Origin of the sequence: Methylobacterium sp. Leaf113, assembly GCF_001423325.1 — a bacterium.
Lineage (GTDB): Bacteria > Pseudomonadota > Alphaproteobacteria > Rhizobiales > Beijerinckiaceae > Methylobacterium.
On the sequence record NZ_LMNJ01000053.1, the window covers coordinates 155,590 to 170,252 of the forward strand.

16 protein-coding genes are annotated in these 14,663 nt (G+C 70.4%); 1 reads left to right on the forward strand and 15 read right to left on the reverse strand.

Annotated elements, in window-relative coordinates; genetic code table 11:
- Nucleotides 1–22 precede the first annotated feature (22 nt).
- From trhA to ASF60_RS22425, 6 genes are all read right to left on the reverse strand, one after another.
- The gene (gene trhA / locus ASF60_RS22405; RefSeq protein ID WP_056190351.1) at nucleotides 23–703 is read right to left on the reverse strand and encodes a PAQR family membrane homeostasis protein TrhA; all 681 of its coding nucleotides are present in this window, start codon (nucleotides 701–703) and stop codon (nucleotides 23–25) included.
- Between the two features lie 95 nt (nucleotides 704–798).
- On the reverse strand, nucleotides 799–1,005 hold the full coding sequence (locus ASF60_RS22410; RefSeq protein WP_056190354.1) for a hypothetical protein: 207 nt from the start codon (nucleotides 1,003–1,005) through the stop codon (nucleotides 799–801).
- Nucleotides 1,006–1,165: 160 nt separating this feature from the next.
- A complete protein-coding gene (locus tag ASF60_RS22415; protein ID WP_056190356.1) occupies nucleotides 1,166–2,296 on the reverse strand; it encodes a COX15/CtaA family protein in 1,131 nt (376 codons plus the stop codon).
- Between the two features lie 51 nt (nucleotides 2,297–2,347).
- Nucleotides 2,348–2,500, reverse strand: a complete 153-nt coding sequence (locus ASF60_RS25250) for a hypothetical protein (protein ID WP_200935836.1) — start codon at nucleotides 2,498–2,500, stop codon at nucleotides 2,348–2,350.
- A gap of 474 nt (nucleotides 2,501–2,974) precedes the next feature.
- Entirely contained in the window at nucleotides 2,975–3,160 is a 186-nt protein-coding gene (locus tag ASF60_RS22420; RefSeq protein ID WP_056190358.1) for a hypothetical protein, read from the reverse strand.
- Nucleotides 3,161–3,495: 335 nt separating this feature from the next.
- Nucleotides 3,496–5,304 (reverse strand): adenine deaminase, encoded by a 1,809-nt coding sequence (locus ASF60_RS22425; RefSeq protein WP_056190360.1) that lies wholly within the window; start codon nucleotides 5,302–5,304, stop codon nucleotides 3,496–3,498.
- A 347-nt stretch (nucleotides 5,305–5,651) separates the two neighbouring features.
- On the opposite strand from ASF60_RS22425, the gene ASF60_RS22430 reads away from it, so the two are divergent.
- A complete protein-coding gene (locus ASF60_RS22430; RefSeq protein ID WP_056190362.1) occupies nucleotides 5,652–5,906 on the forward strand; it encodes a hypothetical protein in 255 nt (84 codons plus the stop codon).
- 95 nt (nucleotides 5,907–6,001) lie between these two features.
- Here ASF60_RS22430 and ASF60_RS22435 read toward each other — a convergent pair whose 3' ends face one another.
- From ASF60_RS22435 to ASF60_RS22475, 9 genes are all read right to left on the reverse strand, one after another.
- Nucleotides 6,002–6,217 carry an alkylphosphonate utilization protein gene (locus ASF60_RS22435; protein WP_056190364.1) on the reverse strand — a complete coding sequence of 72 codons (216 nt, stop codon included), beginning with the start codon at nucleotides 6,215–6,217 and terminating at the stop codon, nucleotides 6,002–6,004.
- 11 nt (nucleotides 6,218–6,228) lie between these two features.
- On the reverse strand, nucleotides 6,229–6,432 hold the full coding sequence (locus ASF60_RS22440) for a hypothetical protein (protein ID WP_056190366.1): 204 nt from the start codon (nucleotides 6,430–6,432) through the stop codon (nucleotides 6,229–6,231).
- A 119-nt stretch (nucleotides 6,433–6,551) separates the two neighbouring features.
- On the reverse strand, nucleotides 6,552–7,316 hold the full coding sequence (locus tag ASF60_RS22445) for an SOS response-associated peptidase (RefSeq protein ID WP_056190368.1): 765 nt from the start codon (nucleotides 7,314–7,316) through the stop codon (nucleotides 6,552–6,554).
- 71 nt (nucleotides 7,317–7,387) lie between these two features.
- Nucleotides 7,388–9,076, reverse strand: a complete 1,689-nt coding sequence (locus tag ASF60_RS22450) for a methyl-accepting chemotaxis protein (protein ID WP_056190370.1) — start codon at nucleotides 9,074–9,076, stop codon at nucleotides 7,388–7,390.
- A gap of 93 nt (nucleotides 9,077–9,169) precedes the next feature.
- Nucleotides 9,170–10,174, reverse strand: a complete 1,005-nt coding sequence (locus ASF60_RS22455) for a magnesium transporter CorA family protein (RefSeq protein ID WP_056190372.1) — start codon at nucleotides 10,172–10,174, stop codon at nucleotides 9,170–9,172.
- Between the two features lie 10 nt (nucleotides 10,175–10,184).
- The gene (locus ASF60_RS22460; RefSeq protein ID WP_056190374.1) at nucleotides 10,185–11,045 is read right to left on the reverse strand and encodes an SDR family oxidoreductase; all 861 of its coding nucleotides are present in this window, start codon (nucleotides 11,043–11,045) and stop codon (nucleotides 10,185–10,187) included.
- 3 nt (nucleotides 11,046–11,048) lie between these two features.
- Nucleotides 11,049–11,906 carry an SDR family NAD(P)-dependent oxidoreductase gene (locus tag ASF60_RS22465; protein ID WP_082508140.1) on the reverse strand — a complete coding sequence of 286 codons (858 nt, stop codon included), beginning with the start codon at nucleotides 11,904–11,906 and terminating at the stop codon, nucleotides 11,049–11,051.
- Nucleotides 11,903–12,661, reverse strand: a complete 759-nt coding sequence (locus ASF60_RS22470; protein ID WP_056190376.1) for an enoyl-CoA hydratase-related protein — start codon at nucleotides 12,659–12,661, stop codon at nucleotides 11,903–11,905. Before ASF60_RS22470 ends, ASF60_RS22465 begins: the two co-directional genes overlap by 4 nt.
- 113 nt (nucleotides 12,662–12,774) lie before the next feature.
- Entirely contained in the window at nucleotides 12,775–14,538 is a 1,764-nt protein-coding gene (locus tag ASF60_RS22475; RefSeq protein ID WP_056190377.1) for an acyl-CoA dehydrogenase, read from the reverse strand.
- Nucleotides 14,539–14,663 lie beyond the last annotated feature (125 nt).

Below are 14,663 nucleotides of genomic sequence, written 5' to 3' on the forward strand. Positions count from 1 at the left end.
TCGCCCCGAAGCACCGGCGCCCTCAGGCGCCGGCCTGCATCACGGTCGCCAGCACCGTCCCATAGTGGCAGGCGGTCGCGGCCAGTACGAAGGCGTGCCAGATCGCGTTCTGGTACGGCAGGCTGCGCCAGACATGGAACACCACGCCGGCCGAGTAGAGCACGCCGCCGAGCGCCAGCAGTCCCAGCGCATTCGGGGATAGCTGACCGATCACCGCATCGTAGGCGATGACGCCGCTCCAGCCGAGGATGAGGTAAAGGCAAATGGAAGCGCGGTCGTAGCGGCCGGGCAGCAACAGCTTGAGGGCGATGCCGATCGCCGCCACCAGCCAGACCACGGCGAGGAGGCTCCAGGCCGCCTCTCCGGCGCCCACCATCGCCACCAGGGGCGTGTAGGTTCCGGCGATCATCAGGTAGATCAGCGCGTGGTCGGCGCGCCGCAGCAGCCACTTGCGCCGGGACACCGGCCACATGTTGTAGGTGGCCGAGACCCCCAGCATCGAGACGAGTCCGGCGGCGTAGATCGTCACGCCGGCGCGTTCGACCAGAGTGAGCGGCGAGAGCGCCGCGATCACCACGATGGCGATGGCGCCTGCGACCCCGAGGGCCACGCCGACGACGTGGACCGCGCCATCCGCCAGAAGTTCGTTCCGGCTGTAGTTCCAGGTTACTCCCGTCGGGCGTCCGTCGTCCGCTAAAAGCATCGCCGACCTCCGGTCTTTCACCAGATGCTACGCTTCAACCTGTTGCCGCGTTCCACGCGACAACTACCGAGTTCGGGCCATCAACAGGAAAATGTTCAGCCGGGGAGAACACCCGGATAGCGGCTGGCGATCGCCACCGCCCAGACGACACCGAGCAGGCCGGTCAGGCCCACGGCGAGCCAGATCTGCGGCTTGTGCGAGCGTTTCGCGGGCGGCGCGAGGCTATCGCGCTGCGCGCCGGTGCCGGGCGCGCTGGTCGATGAGGGGTTCGACGATGGACGTGACGGTTCGGCGTCCAGCATGCAGGGTTTGTCCTCTCGCGTTTCAGAATCGTCGGGCGTCGCTTCTGGCCGGAAGCCAGCGCGACGCCGGGACGGGGGTCGAACGTACGAGCGGAACCCTGGTTCGCTGCATTGCGGTCGCGATGTCTCGATCCGCACATGGCAGGTGTCGCGCGTCCGGTCAGGTCCGGGGCGCCAGGGCCTCGAAGCCGAAGGGCGTCGTCGGCGCCTCAAGCCGCACGGGAGCGGGCACCGCCTGCATCCGCCGCGCATGAACCGTCGCCATGGTCAGCACCGCCATGGCGAATACCTGATGCGACAGGGCCGCCCAGAGCGGCACCGCCAGCAGCAGGGTCGCGATGCCGAGGGTCGCCTGCGCCAGGACGAGGCCGGCGACGCCGGTTGCCCGCCGCGCCACGGCCGAGCCGCGCAGCGAGCGCCGGGCGTCGAGGGCGTGGAAGAGCGCGACCGCCAGCAGCAGGTAGGCGGTCAGGCGGTGGTTGAACTGCACCAGGGCGAGGTTGTCGACGAAGTTCTCGATCCAGGGCGTTCCGGCGAACAGTTCCGAAACCGGCGGCACGAGGTGACCGTCCATGGTCGGCCAGGTGTTGTAGACCAGCCCGGCCTTCGAGCCGGCCACCAGACCGCCGAGGAAGATCTGCAGCAGCACGAGGCCCATCAGCACGGTAGCGGTCCGGCGCAGGCGCGGCGCGACGGCCTCGACCGGCGCATCGGACGTGCGCAGGCCGGCCGCGAGCCAGACGAGGCCGGCCAGGATCAGGCTGGCGGTGGTCAGGTGGAGGGCGAGCTTGATCGGCGCCACGGCGGTCATGCCGGGTTGGAGCCCGGACGCGACCATGATCCAGCCGATCGCGCCCTGGAGGCCGCCGAGCAGGCCGAGCCCGAGAAGGCCGAGCCCGAGGCGGCGGGTCAGGGCGCCGCGCCACCAGAACCACAGCAGCGGCAGGAAGAACGCGAGGCCGACGATGCGCCCGAGCAGGCGGTGGCCCCATTCCCAGGCGTACAGGACCTTGAAGTCCGACAGGCCCATCCCGGCATTCAGGATGCGGTATTGCGGCGTGTCCTTGTACTTGTCGAACTCGGCGGCCCAGGCTTCGGCCGAGAGCGGCGGAATCGCACCGGTGACCGGGCGCCACTCGGTGATCGACAGGCCGGACCCCGTCAGGCGCGTCGCACCCCCGACCGCCACCATCGCCACGACGAGCGCCGCGAGCAGGTAGAGCCAGATCCGAACGCCCCGGAGGCGCGGGGCCGCGCCGGTCGCCTGTTCGCCTGCTATCCGCACGTCGATCCTCGCCTTCGCTGGACGGCCCGCCCGAGCGAGCCGCCGTCAACGAGCGAGTTAGGCGAGGTAGGCGCTGCGGGCAACGCTGAACGACGACGCACCGGCCGGGGCCAAACCCTCCGCCGCCAGGTCGCTGTCCCGTCGCAGCGCGATCATCTCAAGGAGGGCGATCACGAACCAAGGTCCCGCGATCCCGATGAAGAACGTCATGCCCCGCCTCCCCTACGCGCGTCGCGCCACCAGGATGATAGGGGAGCGCGGCAGTTCCGCAAGCCGTCGTCCCGGTGTCGTCCGGGCGAAGGGGGCTGGCATCGGATGATGCAAGCCCCGCTGTCTTGAAGGCTCACCGCTGTCTTGAAGGCTCCCCACTTGCCGCGACGGAAAGCAGGATGCCGACAGCCGGTGCTCACCAGACCTGCTGCCCGATCCGCCAAGCCAGAAACCCGAGGGTCGCGGCACCGAGGCCGCGGCGCCAGGGATTCACGCCGCGCAGGAGTTCGTCGAGTGCCCAATAGGCCAGGGCGAGGGCGCCGGCGGCGCGCAGGGCGATGCCCCACGAGCCCTCCGGCGCAACGATCCCGTCGATGAGCGCGCAGGCCGCGAAGATCAGCAGCGGCGCGTTCGGCCGCTGCGCAATGGTGATCGCGCCGGTGCGCCGATCGCGAAAGACCCAGTCGACGGCGTTCAGGTCGGCACCCCGACCTCGGCCTTGCGCATCGGTGCGCAGATCTGAGGCGAGACCTTGTCGAGGTATTCGCAGGCGTTGCGCAGGTACCAGGTCCGCAATTCAGGCTGGCCGGGCGCCACGTACATGCCGACGAGCACGAACGCGATCGCGCCGACGATGATGAGGGTGAGCAGGCTACGCATCGGGGCAACTCCGTCGACAATCCGGGACCGTGTCCAGCCGCTCCGGTCTCCGACCTTATCATCGAAGTTCGGGACGATCCCATGACAAGAAAACAGCCCGCGCGCCGGTTCCGGCAGGCAGGCTGTGAAAGCTTGGGAGGAACGAGAGGCTGTTGAGACCTGCCTGACAACGGACAACGCGCGCGGGAGTTCCGTCCCGATGCAATCTCGCCCGATGCAATCTCGCCCGGTGCAATCTTGCCCGATGCAATCTCGCGCCAGCGACCCCCACCCGCGCGGCGATCCCGCGCCGACGGAACGGCCGGCCGGCAAGGGACTCGCCGGTGAAATTCGCCTCAGGCGGCCTCGAACAGCGGCACGATCCGCATGGCCGGAACCAGAACGAGACCCTTGTCGGTGATGCGGATCTCCGGGATGACCGAGAGCGGGATCAGGTTGAAGCCCATATAGGGGATGGTGCAGCCTGCCCGCTCCCAGGCCGCCTTGAGCACCCGCACCTCCTCGGCCACGACGGTGACGCGCTTGTCCGACAACAGCCCTGCGACCGGCAGCGGCACCAGCGCCACGACGCGGCCGTCCTCCACCACGCAGACGCCGCCCTGGATGGCGCCGAGGGCGTCGAGGGCGACGCGCATGTCGGCCTCGTTCAGGCCGGCGACGATCGCATTGTGCGAATCGTGGCCGACGCTGCTCGCGACCGCGCCGCGCTTCAGGCCGAAGGCGCGCAGAAGGCCGTGTGCCACCGTGCCGGCGCGGCCGTGGCGCTCGATCACGCTCACGAAGCAGAGGTCGTTCTGCGCCAGGGTCGCGCCCCAGTCGGCGCCCGGCACGAGGTCCACGACCTCGTGGGTCAGCTCGATGCCCGGCAGGGTGGTGCGGATCGCGTTGATCCGACACGGCGCCCCGGGCAGCGCGGGGATCAGCGCCGGCAACGGGTCCGGCAGGTGCATGGTCGCGTAGGCGGGAGCGGGGTAGCGGTAGGGCCGCGACAGGGCCGCATCGAGCCGCGGCGTGATCGTGCGGTTCTCGACCACGCATTCACCGCCGTACCAGGTCGCTTGCGGCACGAGGTCGTCGTCGAGGAGCACGAGATCGGCCCGCCGGCCGCCGCCGAAGCCGCCGATCTCGCTGTCGAGGCCGTAGCGGGTGGCGGGGTGCAGCGAGCCCATCGCCCAGGCCTGCACTTTCGGGATGCCCATCCGCACCGCTTCGCGCACGACCCAGTCGAGGCCGTAGGCCAGGAGGTCCTGCGCGTCGCGGTCGTCGGTGCAGACGCAGACGCGCTTGGCGGCGGCGCCGTAATCCAGGATGGTGCCGATGGCTTTGGGCAGGCTGTGCCAGGGCGTGGTCGGCGGGCCGCCACGCAGGTAGATCCATAGGCCGGCCTCGAGCAGATCGTCGGCAATATCCCGGTCGATGGCCTCATGCGTGTCGGTGACGCCGCTCGCCGCATAGGCCGCCACGAAGGCGCGCCCGTAGATGTGGCCCGAGACCGGGCGGCCCCGCTCCAGCGCGGCCTGAAGGATGGCGTGAGCGCGTGGGTCGCCCTCGCACACGGCGACGAAATCCATCTTCTCGCCGAGCCCGATCGCCTCCGGCCAGGCATCGAACAGGGCCGCGATCTTGCCGGCGTCGAGGTCGCCGCCGGCGGTCTCCAGCTCGGGCGAGGTCGCCGGGACGGTACTGGGCACCGTCAGGTAGATGTTGAGGGGGGCTTGGCGGGCATCCTCCAGCATCCAGGCGATGCCGTCCTTGTCCAGGACGTTGCCGATCTCGTGGCTGTCGCACACGATGGTGGTGGTGCCGTTGAGAAGCGCGGCCTCGGCATAGGCACAGGCCGTGACCATGCTGCTCTCGATGTGCAGGTGCGGGTCGACCAGCCCCGGCGCCAGAAGGCCGCCGCGCACGTCCCTGCGCGCTGCCGCGCCCCGGTAGGTTCCGGCCGGCCGCACCGCCGCGATCCGGCCGCCGGCGATCCAGACCTCGCGGTCGGGCAGGATGCGCTCGGAATAGGTCGAGAGCAGGCGCGCCCCGGTGATCACGAGATCCGGCTCGGCCCGGCCGGAGGCCACGGCGGCGAGATGTCGGGTCATCGCGCTCAAGGGAGCCACGGAGAATCGCGTCAGCGGGCGTGGGTCGGTCATGCGGTCCCCCGGATTCTGGTCCTGGCCGCCAGCGGCGCACGCATCGTGCCAGACCCGTTCCGCAGAGGACAGCGCAGGGCCGGGGCGGACCTGACGAAGCGGGAGCCCTGTCGCCGATTGCCCCTGTTCCCGGCACCGACGCCGATCGCTCCACCCATGCTCGCCTTGCCAAAGGCGCATTCGGACTCCATTTACCGGCCAGGCCGGTCGCGACCCACGTCGCTTGATCGGAGACGGCCACGATGCAGGGCCAGGGTGACGCCGGATGTACGCGCACCCGCCACGCCCCCATCCGTGGCCGTTGGCATTTTCCCCCACCCGCCTTCCAGTCCGAGCATCGTCCCGTCATGGCCAAGCGTACCAAGTCGAAACCGCAGGAGCGCGGCTCCGTCCTGTTCGACGTCCTCTACGACGACGAGTCCCGCGCCTCGAACCGGCGCGTTCCCATGGAAATCCTCGGCGGGCTCGACGGCGATGAGCCGGCCCGCCAGCTCATCGAGGAGCAGGACCGCGCCATCGCGGAAAAGTCCGGCCGCCCCTTGCGGTCCATCCGCAGCCTCACCCGCTCCCCGGCCCGCGCGCCGAGCGCGTCGGACGAGTAGTTTTCGACGTTCGACCTGTCGCTCTCCTCAGCGGGTCCCGGGCTCGCCCGAGACCCGTCGAGCTGACCGCCCACCGCAACCTGAGCGAAAGCCCGTCAGGCCTTCTTCAGGAACTGGGTCTTCAGCACCAGACCCTTCACCTTGTCGGCGTTGCACTCGATCTCGTCCGGATCGTCCGTCAGGCGGATGTTCTTGATCAGGGTGCCGCGCTTGAGGGTGGTGGACGTGCCCTTCACCTTCAGGTCCTTGATCAGCGTGACGGAATCGCCGTCCGCCAGCTTGGTGCCGTTGGCGTCCTTGGTGTCGTCCATGTCCGGCGCCGTCAGTGCTCGGGCGGCGTGTAGGGCCGGCCGGCATCGACCAGCGCACGGTCCACCGCTTCGATCGCCAGCAGGATGCGAGTCAGGTCCTCCGCGGCCGAGGGGGCCGCGACGTCGCTGGCGCCGATGCGCTTGGCGAGGGCACCGCGCTGGCGGGCCAGGCTGTCCCGGGCCCGGTTCAGGGTTTCGATCTCGTCCGGCGTCATGCTGTCCCCACCTGTTCCGCTGATTCCGCGAATCCGATGAGCGATGCGGCCTTTGCGGCCCGGACGCAATGGCTGGCCCCACCCGGCCGCCCCGGCGGGCGATGGGCCGCGCATCCGATTCAAAACAGCGCGCCCTGCGCATCCTCGTCGCTGGAGCGCGGCTGCTCGGCCGACGGCCGCCCGCGCTCGGGACTGCCGGGATGGGGTGAGGCGAGCGGCACGATCAGGTCCGGTTCGTCGATCCGGGCGTTGTTGACGCGGGGGCTGACCGGGTCGAGGGTGAGCCAGTCGTCCGGGCAGGGCCGGCACAGGCGCACGGCCGCATCCGGTTCGACGCCGCGGCTGTCGAGCCAGGATTCGACCTGCTCCGGCGCCAGGATCGCGGGCATCCGATCGTGCACCGCCGCCATCGTGCCGTTGGCACCCGTGGTGACGATGGCGGCGGTATCGACCTCGGACCCGTCGGCGCCGAGCCAGTTCTCCCACACGCCCGCGAGCGCCATCGGCGCGCGGTCCGCCCGGCGGATCATGAAAGGCGTCTTGGTCGCGGACTTGCCGGTGCCCTCGCGGCGCCACTCGTAGAATCCGTCGGCCAGAAACACGCAGCGGCGGTGGCGCAGGGCGCCGCGGAAGGTCGGCTTCTCGCCCAAGGTCTCGACCCGCGCGTTGATGACGAGGGGGAAGGCCTTCGGGTCCTTGACCCAGCTCGGCCACAGGCCCCAGCGCACCAGCCGGAACTGTCGGCGCCCGGCTTCCGACAGAACCACCGGCACGGGCTGGGTCGGCGCCACGTTGTAGCGGGGCGGGAAGTTCGGCACCTCGGGGTAACCATAGAAGGCCCGGAAGATCTCGGGGGCCTGGGCGATGAAGAAGCGTCCACACATCGGCGGACGATCCCCAATCCGGCGCCGATGGGCAAGGGCCGGGACCGGCTGTCCCCGGGTCCCGGCCGGATTCAGGCGGCGCGTACGCTCGCGAGGAAGCGGCTGACCTCCTGGCCGAGATGCTCCGACTGGCGCGACAGCGCCGAGGCCGAAGCCAGGACCTGACTCGCCGCCGCGCCGGTCTCCTCGGCCGCACCCGCCACGCCCGCGATGTTGGCCGTGACCTCGCCCGTGCCGGTTGCCGCCTCGGCGACGTTGCGCACGATCTCCTGGGTGGCCGCGCCCTGCTCCTCGACCGCCGCCGCGATGGTGGTGGCGACGGTGCTGATCTCGTCGATCCGGCCCCGGATCGCCGCGATGGCGCGCACGCTCTCCGCCGTCGCGCCCTGGATGCGGGCGATCTGGGTGCCGATCTCGTCGGTGGCCCGTGCCGTCTGCCCGGCCAACTCCTTGACCTCGGTCGCCACCACCGCGAAGCCCCGGCCGGCCTCCCCGGCGCGGGCCGCCTCGATGGTGGCGTTGAGGGCCAGCAGGTTGGTCTGCCCGGCGATGTCGGAGATCAGCTTCACCACGTCGCCGATGCGGGCGGTGGCGCCGCAGAGTTCCTGCACCAGTCCGGCGGTGGTGCTCGCCTCGCGCACGGCCGCGCCGGCGAGTTCGGCCGAGCCCTGGACCTGGCGCCCGATCTCCTGGACCGACGAGCCGAGTTCCTCGGCGGCGGCCGCCACCGTCTCGACATGGGAGGCGGCTTCTTCGGCCGCCGCCGCCACCGAGACGGACTGGCTCGCGGTCTGGGTGGCGGTGCCGCTCATGGCCTGGGCGGTCGCCTGTAATTCCCCGGCCGCGTGGCCGACCGAGCCGACGATGCCGCCGACCGCGCGTTCGAACCCGTCGGCCATCTCGTGCATCGCCTGCCGGCGCTGGGCCTCGGCACCGGCGCGGGCCAGGGCCGTCTCCTCTTCCAGGCGCTTCATCCGGATCAGGCTGTCCTTGAAGACCTGGACCGCGTCGGCGATGCGGCCGATCTCGGTCCCGGTGCCCTGGTGCGGGATGGACACGGTGAGGTCGCCCGCGGTCAGACCGGTCATGGGCCGAACCACCGAGTCGATGCCGCGCGCGATGCTGCGGATGATCAGCACGGCGAGCAGGATCGCCAGCGCCACCGCCAGCGCCAGGGCGCCGAGTGCGACCGCCTCGGTCTGCGCCGTGACGGCCCGGCCATCCGCCTCGGCCCGCGCCGCGCCGACATCGTTGAGTTCGATAACCTTCTCCGGGGCCGTCGAGGCGCGCCGGCGCGGCTCGACCCCGTCCGACAGGTAGAGCCGATAGGCGTCGCCCTGGCCCCCGGAGCGGGCGACGGCGAGAATCCGGTCGGCGGCGGTGAAGAAGCTCGCGACCTCGCGCCGGAAGGCCTCGACGTGGGTGCGCTCCGCTTCCGAGCTGATCAGCGGCTCGAGCGACCTGGACAGGGTGGCGACCTGCTCGCGCCGCTTGGCCATGTCGCCCTCGATCTTGGCGAGGTCGCCGCCATCCGAGGTCTGCGTCGCCCGCAACAGGCTGGTTGTGTAGCGGGCCAGCGCGGTGTCGATCCGGCCGCTCATCTGCACGCTCGGCAGCCAGTTGGTGTGGACCGCCGTCAGCAGTTTGTTCATCCGGTCGACCCCGGACAGGCCGATCCAGCCAATTGTTAAGATGAACAGCGTGACGATCGTAAAGCTGGCAACCAACCGGGTTCGGATGGTTGTGGTCTTCAAGGTCATGGACGTCGCCCCAGTGGCGCAACTCCGTCCCTGGGTCACGCCGAATGATGCGAGACTGCCTCAGCATTCTTAACGGGATGCCTCGAATACTCGCTAGAGCCATTTCTTCCAGCGGAAGAACACGTACGGCAGCACCGCCGCCACAACCATCATGACCACCGCCATCGGGTAGCCGAACCCCCAGTCGAGTTCGGGCATCATCTTGAAGTTCATGCCGTAGATCGACGCGATGAGGGTCGGCGGCATGAACACCACCGCCATCACCGAGAACAGCTTGATGATGTTGTTCTGTTCCAGGTTCACGAGGCCCAGGGTGGCGTCGAGGAGGAACTGGATCTTCGAGGACAGGAAGGTGGCGTGCTCCTCCAGCGACTGCAGGTCGCGCAGGGTCGAGCGCACATCCTCGCGCAATTCGCGCGGCGCCTTGGCGGTGCGGTAGGTCGCCGACAAGGAGAGCAGGATGCGCTCCATCGAGACCAGGCTCTCGCGCTGCTTGGAGATCAGGTCGCCGTGGCGGCCGAGCGCGCGCAGCGTGTCCTGGAGTGCGGTGTTGCGGGCGCTCGGGTCCTCCTTCTCCTCGAAGATCTTGCCGGAAAGCCGGTCGATGCGCTCGCCCTGGAGCTGGAGCACGTCCGCCGCCCGGTCGATCACCGTCTCGATCAGTCCGGCCAGGATGGTCTCGCCTGAGGGCACGGCGGAGGGGCCGTTGCCGGTGGAGCGGCCGGCCCGCTGGGTGTACATCCGGAAGGCCTGCGGCTCCTCGTAGCGCACCGTGACGAGGCGGTTGCCGCGCAGGATGAAGGTGATGCCGGCCAGGCCCGGCTCCTCGGATTCGCTGACCTTGCTCAGCACCCGGCCGGTCATGTAGCGCGCCCCGTCCTCGACGTAGAGGAGTTCGGAGGGCTCGATGTCCTTCATCTCCTCGCGGGTCGGCACCGAGATGCCCATGAAGACCTCGACCTTCAGGTCTTCCTCGCGGCTCGGCCGCACCATGTCGAGCCAGACGGTGTCGTCGGGAATCGGCTCCTGCAATTCGAGGGAACGGCGCTCGAGCAGGGTCTGCCCGGCGCCGGCGACCGGCTGGTGGATGAAGATCACGCGGGATGTCTCAGGCGAAGGCCCCGGGAGGCGGTGTGCTCGCATCCGGCACGAAGAAGTCCGGCGCAAGAGGAATGCCGGGTGTGACCCGGTATTTTGAAAAGTCCGTGACACCCTGCTCCGCCAGGAAGCTGTCGTCGATGAGGAAACGGCCGGTCACCGCGCGGGCGGGCAGGCGGAACAGCGCGTGCGCCGCGTCGGCCAGGATCTCGGGCGTCCGGCTCGCCTGCATCAGCGCGTCGCCGCCGAGCAGGTTCTGCACTGCGGCGGTGGCGATGGTGGTGCGCGGCCACAGGGCGTTGACGGCGATGCCCTGGCGCCGGAGTTCGCCCGCGAGGCCGAGGACGCAAAGCGACATGCCGTACTTGGCGATCGAGTAGGCGAGGTGCGGCGCGAACCACTTCTCGGCCATGTCGAGGGGCGGCGACAGCATGACGATGTGCGGGTTCTCCGCCTTGGCGAGGTGGGGAATCGCGTATTTGCTGACCATGTAGGTGCCGCGCGTGTTGACGCCGTGCATCAGGTCGAAGCGCTTCATCTCCGTCTGCGGCGTGCGGGTCAGGGCGATCGCGCTGGCGTTGTTCACCACGATGTCGATGCCGCCGAAGGTCTCGGCGGTCATCGCGATCGCGGAGGCGACGCTGTCCTCGTCGCGGACATCGACCAGCAGCGGCAGGGCGTGGCCGCCGGCGGCCTCGATGGCGGCGGCAGCGGTGTGGATGGTGCCCTCCAGCTTCGGATGCGGCGCATCGGTCTTGGCCGCGATGGCGATGTTGGCGCCATCGCGGGCCGCCCGCAGGGCGATGGCGAGGCCGATGCCGCGTGAGGCTCCGGTGATGAACAGGGTTTTGCCCTGCAGCGAATCACGCATGTTTCAGGTCTCCTCGGCGTGGATCTGGAACCGGGCCGGCTGCGTGCCGTCCGCGTCGGTGAAGCCATATTCGGCGGCGAGATCGCCCGCATGGAGGATGCGCCCGGCCCGGGCGGCGATCGCCGGGTCGGCCGCCAGGGCGGCGAGCGCCCGGCCGGCATAGAGCGGGCTCTCCGTCGCCCGGTCGGCATGTCCGATGTCGATGGCCCGCTCGGTCCGCACGAAGCCGGGGGACAGGCCGAGAGCCGTGACTCCGTGCGGCGCCAGTTCCTGGGCGCAGGCGAAAGCCAGGCGATTCGTGGTCGCCTTGGTGAGATCGTAGAAGATGTCGCCGAGATAGGCGGGCTCGGTGTCGAAGGAGACGAAGGCCAGCAGGCCGCCCCCGGCCGAGACCATGGCGGGGGCGACCGCGCGGGCCAGCAGCAGGGCCGGATAGGGGCCGCTTCCGAAGAAATCCGACAGCGGCTCGGCCGAGCGGCGCCAGAACGGCGTGCCCCAGGCGGCGCCGTCGCCGTAGCGCTCGCCGTCATAGCCCTCGTTGCCGCCCCAGACGCTGGATACCGCCACGTCGATGCGGCCGAACCGGCGCAGAGCCCAATGGACCAGGGTATCGACGGCGCGCTCGCTGGTATGGTCGCACAGGTAGTGGTGGCCCTCGCCCCCGGCGGCATCGACCACCCGGGCGGTGTCCTCGATGGTCTCGGGCCGCCCCTCGGTGCGCGGACCCGTCTCGCTCGACCGGGCGGTGACGATGACGGTGGCGCCGGCCTCACCGAGACCGCGCGCCAGACCGCGCCCTACCCCGCGCGAGGCTCCGGCGACGAGACAGACCTTTCCACGAAGATCCGGAATCCGGCTCACGCCGGCTTGACCCGGCCGAGGAAACGCATGAAGGCCGCCTGGGCCTCCGGCGAGCGCAGGCGCTCCTCGAAGGCGACGGCCTCGGCCTCCAGGGCCGCTTCCAGGGCGGCCTGATCGCCCCGGATCAGGGCTCGCGTCGCCGCCACCGCCCCGCGCGGCAGCCCGGCGAGGCGCGCGCCCTGCGCCCGGGCGTGCTCCAGCAGCAGCCCGGCCGGCATCACCCCGTTGACCAGCCCGAGGCCGAGCGCCTCGTCCGCGTCGAAGGGCTGGCTCAGCAGCAGCATCTCGGTGGCCTTGAGCAGGCCGACCCGGCGCGGCAGCAGGTAGCTCGACGCCGCCTCCGGCACGAGGCCGAGTTCCACGAAGGGCATGCGGAAGCGGGATGCCGGGCTGGCATAGACGAGGTCGCAATGCAGGGTGAGGGTCGTGCCGATCCCCACCGCGATCCCGTCCACCGCCGCGATCATCGGCGTGCGGGTGCGGGCGAGCTGGCGGATGAACTGCAGTGCCGGCGCCTCGCCGAACGGCTTGCCCGCCCCGGCGACGAAATCCGCGAGATCGTTGCCCGCGCTGAACGCCCCGGACGCACCGGCGAAGACCACGGCCCCGATCGCATCGGTCGCGTCGGCCTCGGCCAAAGCCTCCCGCATGGTGTCGTACATCGCGCCGGTCAGCGCGTTCTTCTTCTCCGGACGGTCGATCCGGATCAGGCGGACGCCATCGGCCGTATCCTCGATCGCGATGTGCTCGCTCATGCTGCCCCCGGATGCCGTCGCTGCGTGTGCACCCCCCGTTTCGTCACGGAACGGAGGTGCGTGGATGGGTCTCTGCGCCGTCTCGAGGATCGGTGCCCCGGTCGCCGCGCCGATCAGCTCGCCAGGGCGAGACCGGCATCCTCGGTGAAGCGACCGCCGGCGATGACGCTCTCTTCCAGGCCGCCGGCAGCGGTCAGCAGGTTGTCGGCGAAGAAGCGGGCCAGCGCGATCCGGCCCGCATGGGCGGGATCGGTGTCCCCCGCCTTCAGGGCGGCGTTGGCGGCGAGCGCCTGACGACCGAGGCAGGCCCCCCCCTGCACCAGGCCGAACAGGCGCAGGTACGGCGTCGCGCCCGCCAGCGCCGTCTCGGGCCGGTTCGACGCAAGGGCCTTGAGCTGGAAGCTCGTCGCCCGGTCCAGGCTCTCGATCCCGGCCCGCAGCCGGGCGCCGAGGCTCCCGAAGGCCGGATCCGGATCCTTGAGGAAGCCCTCGGCGGTTTGGCGCAAACGGGCGATCTGCGCCCGCACCGTGGCGCCGCCATTGAGCGGCAGCTTGCGCGCGACGAGGTCGATGGCCTGGATACCGTTGGTGCCCTCGTAGATTCCCAGGATGCGGGCGTCGCGCATGTGCTGGGCGGCGCCGGTCTCCTCGACGAAGCCCATCCCGCCATGGACCTGGACCCCGAGCGACGTGACCTCGTTGGCGATGTCGGTGGAGAAGGCCTTGGCGATCGGCGTGAGCAGCGAGGCGCGGTCATGTGCCTCCTGCCCTTCCGGGCCCTGCGCGGCATCGAGGGCCGCGGCCGTGAGGTAGCAGATGCCGCGCGCGGCCTGGGTGAAAGCCTTCATGGTCAGCAGCATGCGCTGCACGTCGGAATGGTCGACGATGGGGCTGGTCTCGGGAGCGCCGGGCGCCCTGCCCTGACGCCGGTCGCGGGCATAGCCCAGCGCCTGCTGGTAGGCCCGCTCGGCGATGCCGACGCCCTGGAGGCCGACATTGAGGCGGGCCGAGTTCATCATCGTGAACATGCAGGCGAGGCCGCGATTCTCCTCGCCGATCAGCCAGCCGATGGCGCCACCGTTGTCGCCGAAGGCCATCGAGCAGGTCGGCGAGCCGTGGATGCCGAGCTTGTGCTCGATGCCGGAGCAGCGCAGGTCGTTGCGGCTGCCGTCCGGCAGGACCTTCGGCACCAGGAACAACGAGATGCCGCGCGTGCCCGCCGGCGCATCCTTCAGGCGCGCCAGGACGAGGTGGACGATGTTGTCGGTCAGGTCGTGCTCGCCATAAGTGATGTAGATCTTGGCGCCGACGATCCGATAGCGTCCGTCACCGGTGGGCTCGGCGCGGCTGCGCAAGAGCGCGAGGTCCGAGCCGGCCTGCGGCTCGGTGAGGTTCATGGTGGCGGTCCACTCGCCCGAGACCAGCTTGTCGAGGTAGCGGGTCTTCAGATCGTCCGAGCCGTGCTGCGCCAGGGCCTCGATGCCACCGGCCGTGAGCAGCGGACACAGGCCGAAGGCGATGCTGGCCGCGTTCCACATCTCGTTGCAGGCGGCATTGAGCACCAGTGGCAGGCCCTGCCCGCCGTGGTCCGGGTCGGCGCTCAGGCCGTTCCAGCCGCCGGCGATCCAGGTCTGGTAAGCCTCGCGCCAGCCGGGCGGCGTGGTGATGGCGCCGTCGTTCAGCGGCGTGCCGTGGCGATCTCCGATCCGGTTGAGGGGGGCGATCAGCGATTCCGCGACCTTGCCGGCCTCGCTCAGGATCGCCTCGGCATCCGCGACGGCGAGATCGCCATGAAGGCCGGACGCCAGAGCCGCCTCGAGCCCGGCCACGTGGCGCAGGCTGAACAGCATATCGGCGACGGGGGCGCGATACGTCATGATGTTTCCTCCCGCGCCTTGGTTGAGAGCGACGCGTGTCGCCCCGTGTTTGACGCATGGCCCGACCCGGCGCTAGGCCCGGTCGAATCCCGAATCCGGCCGGACCGCGCGCCCGACAGCGAAGA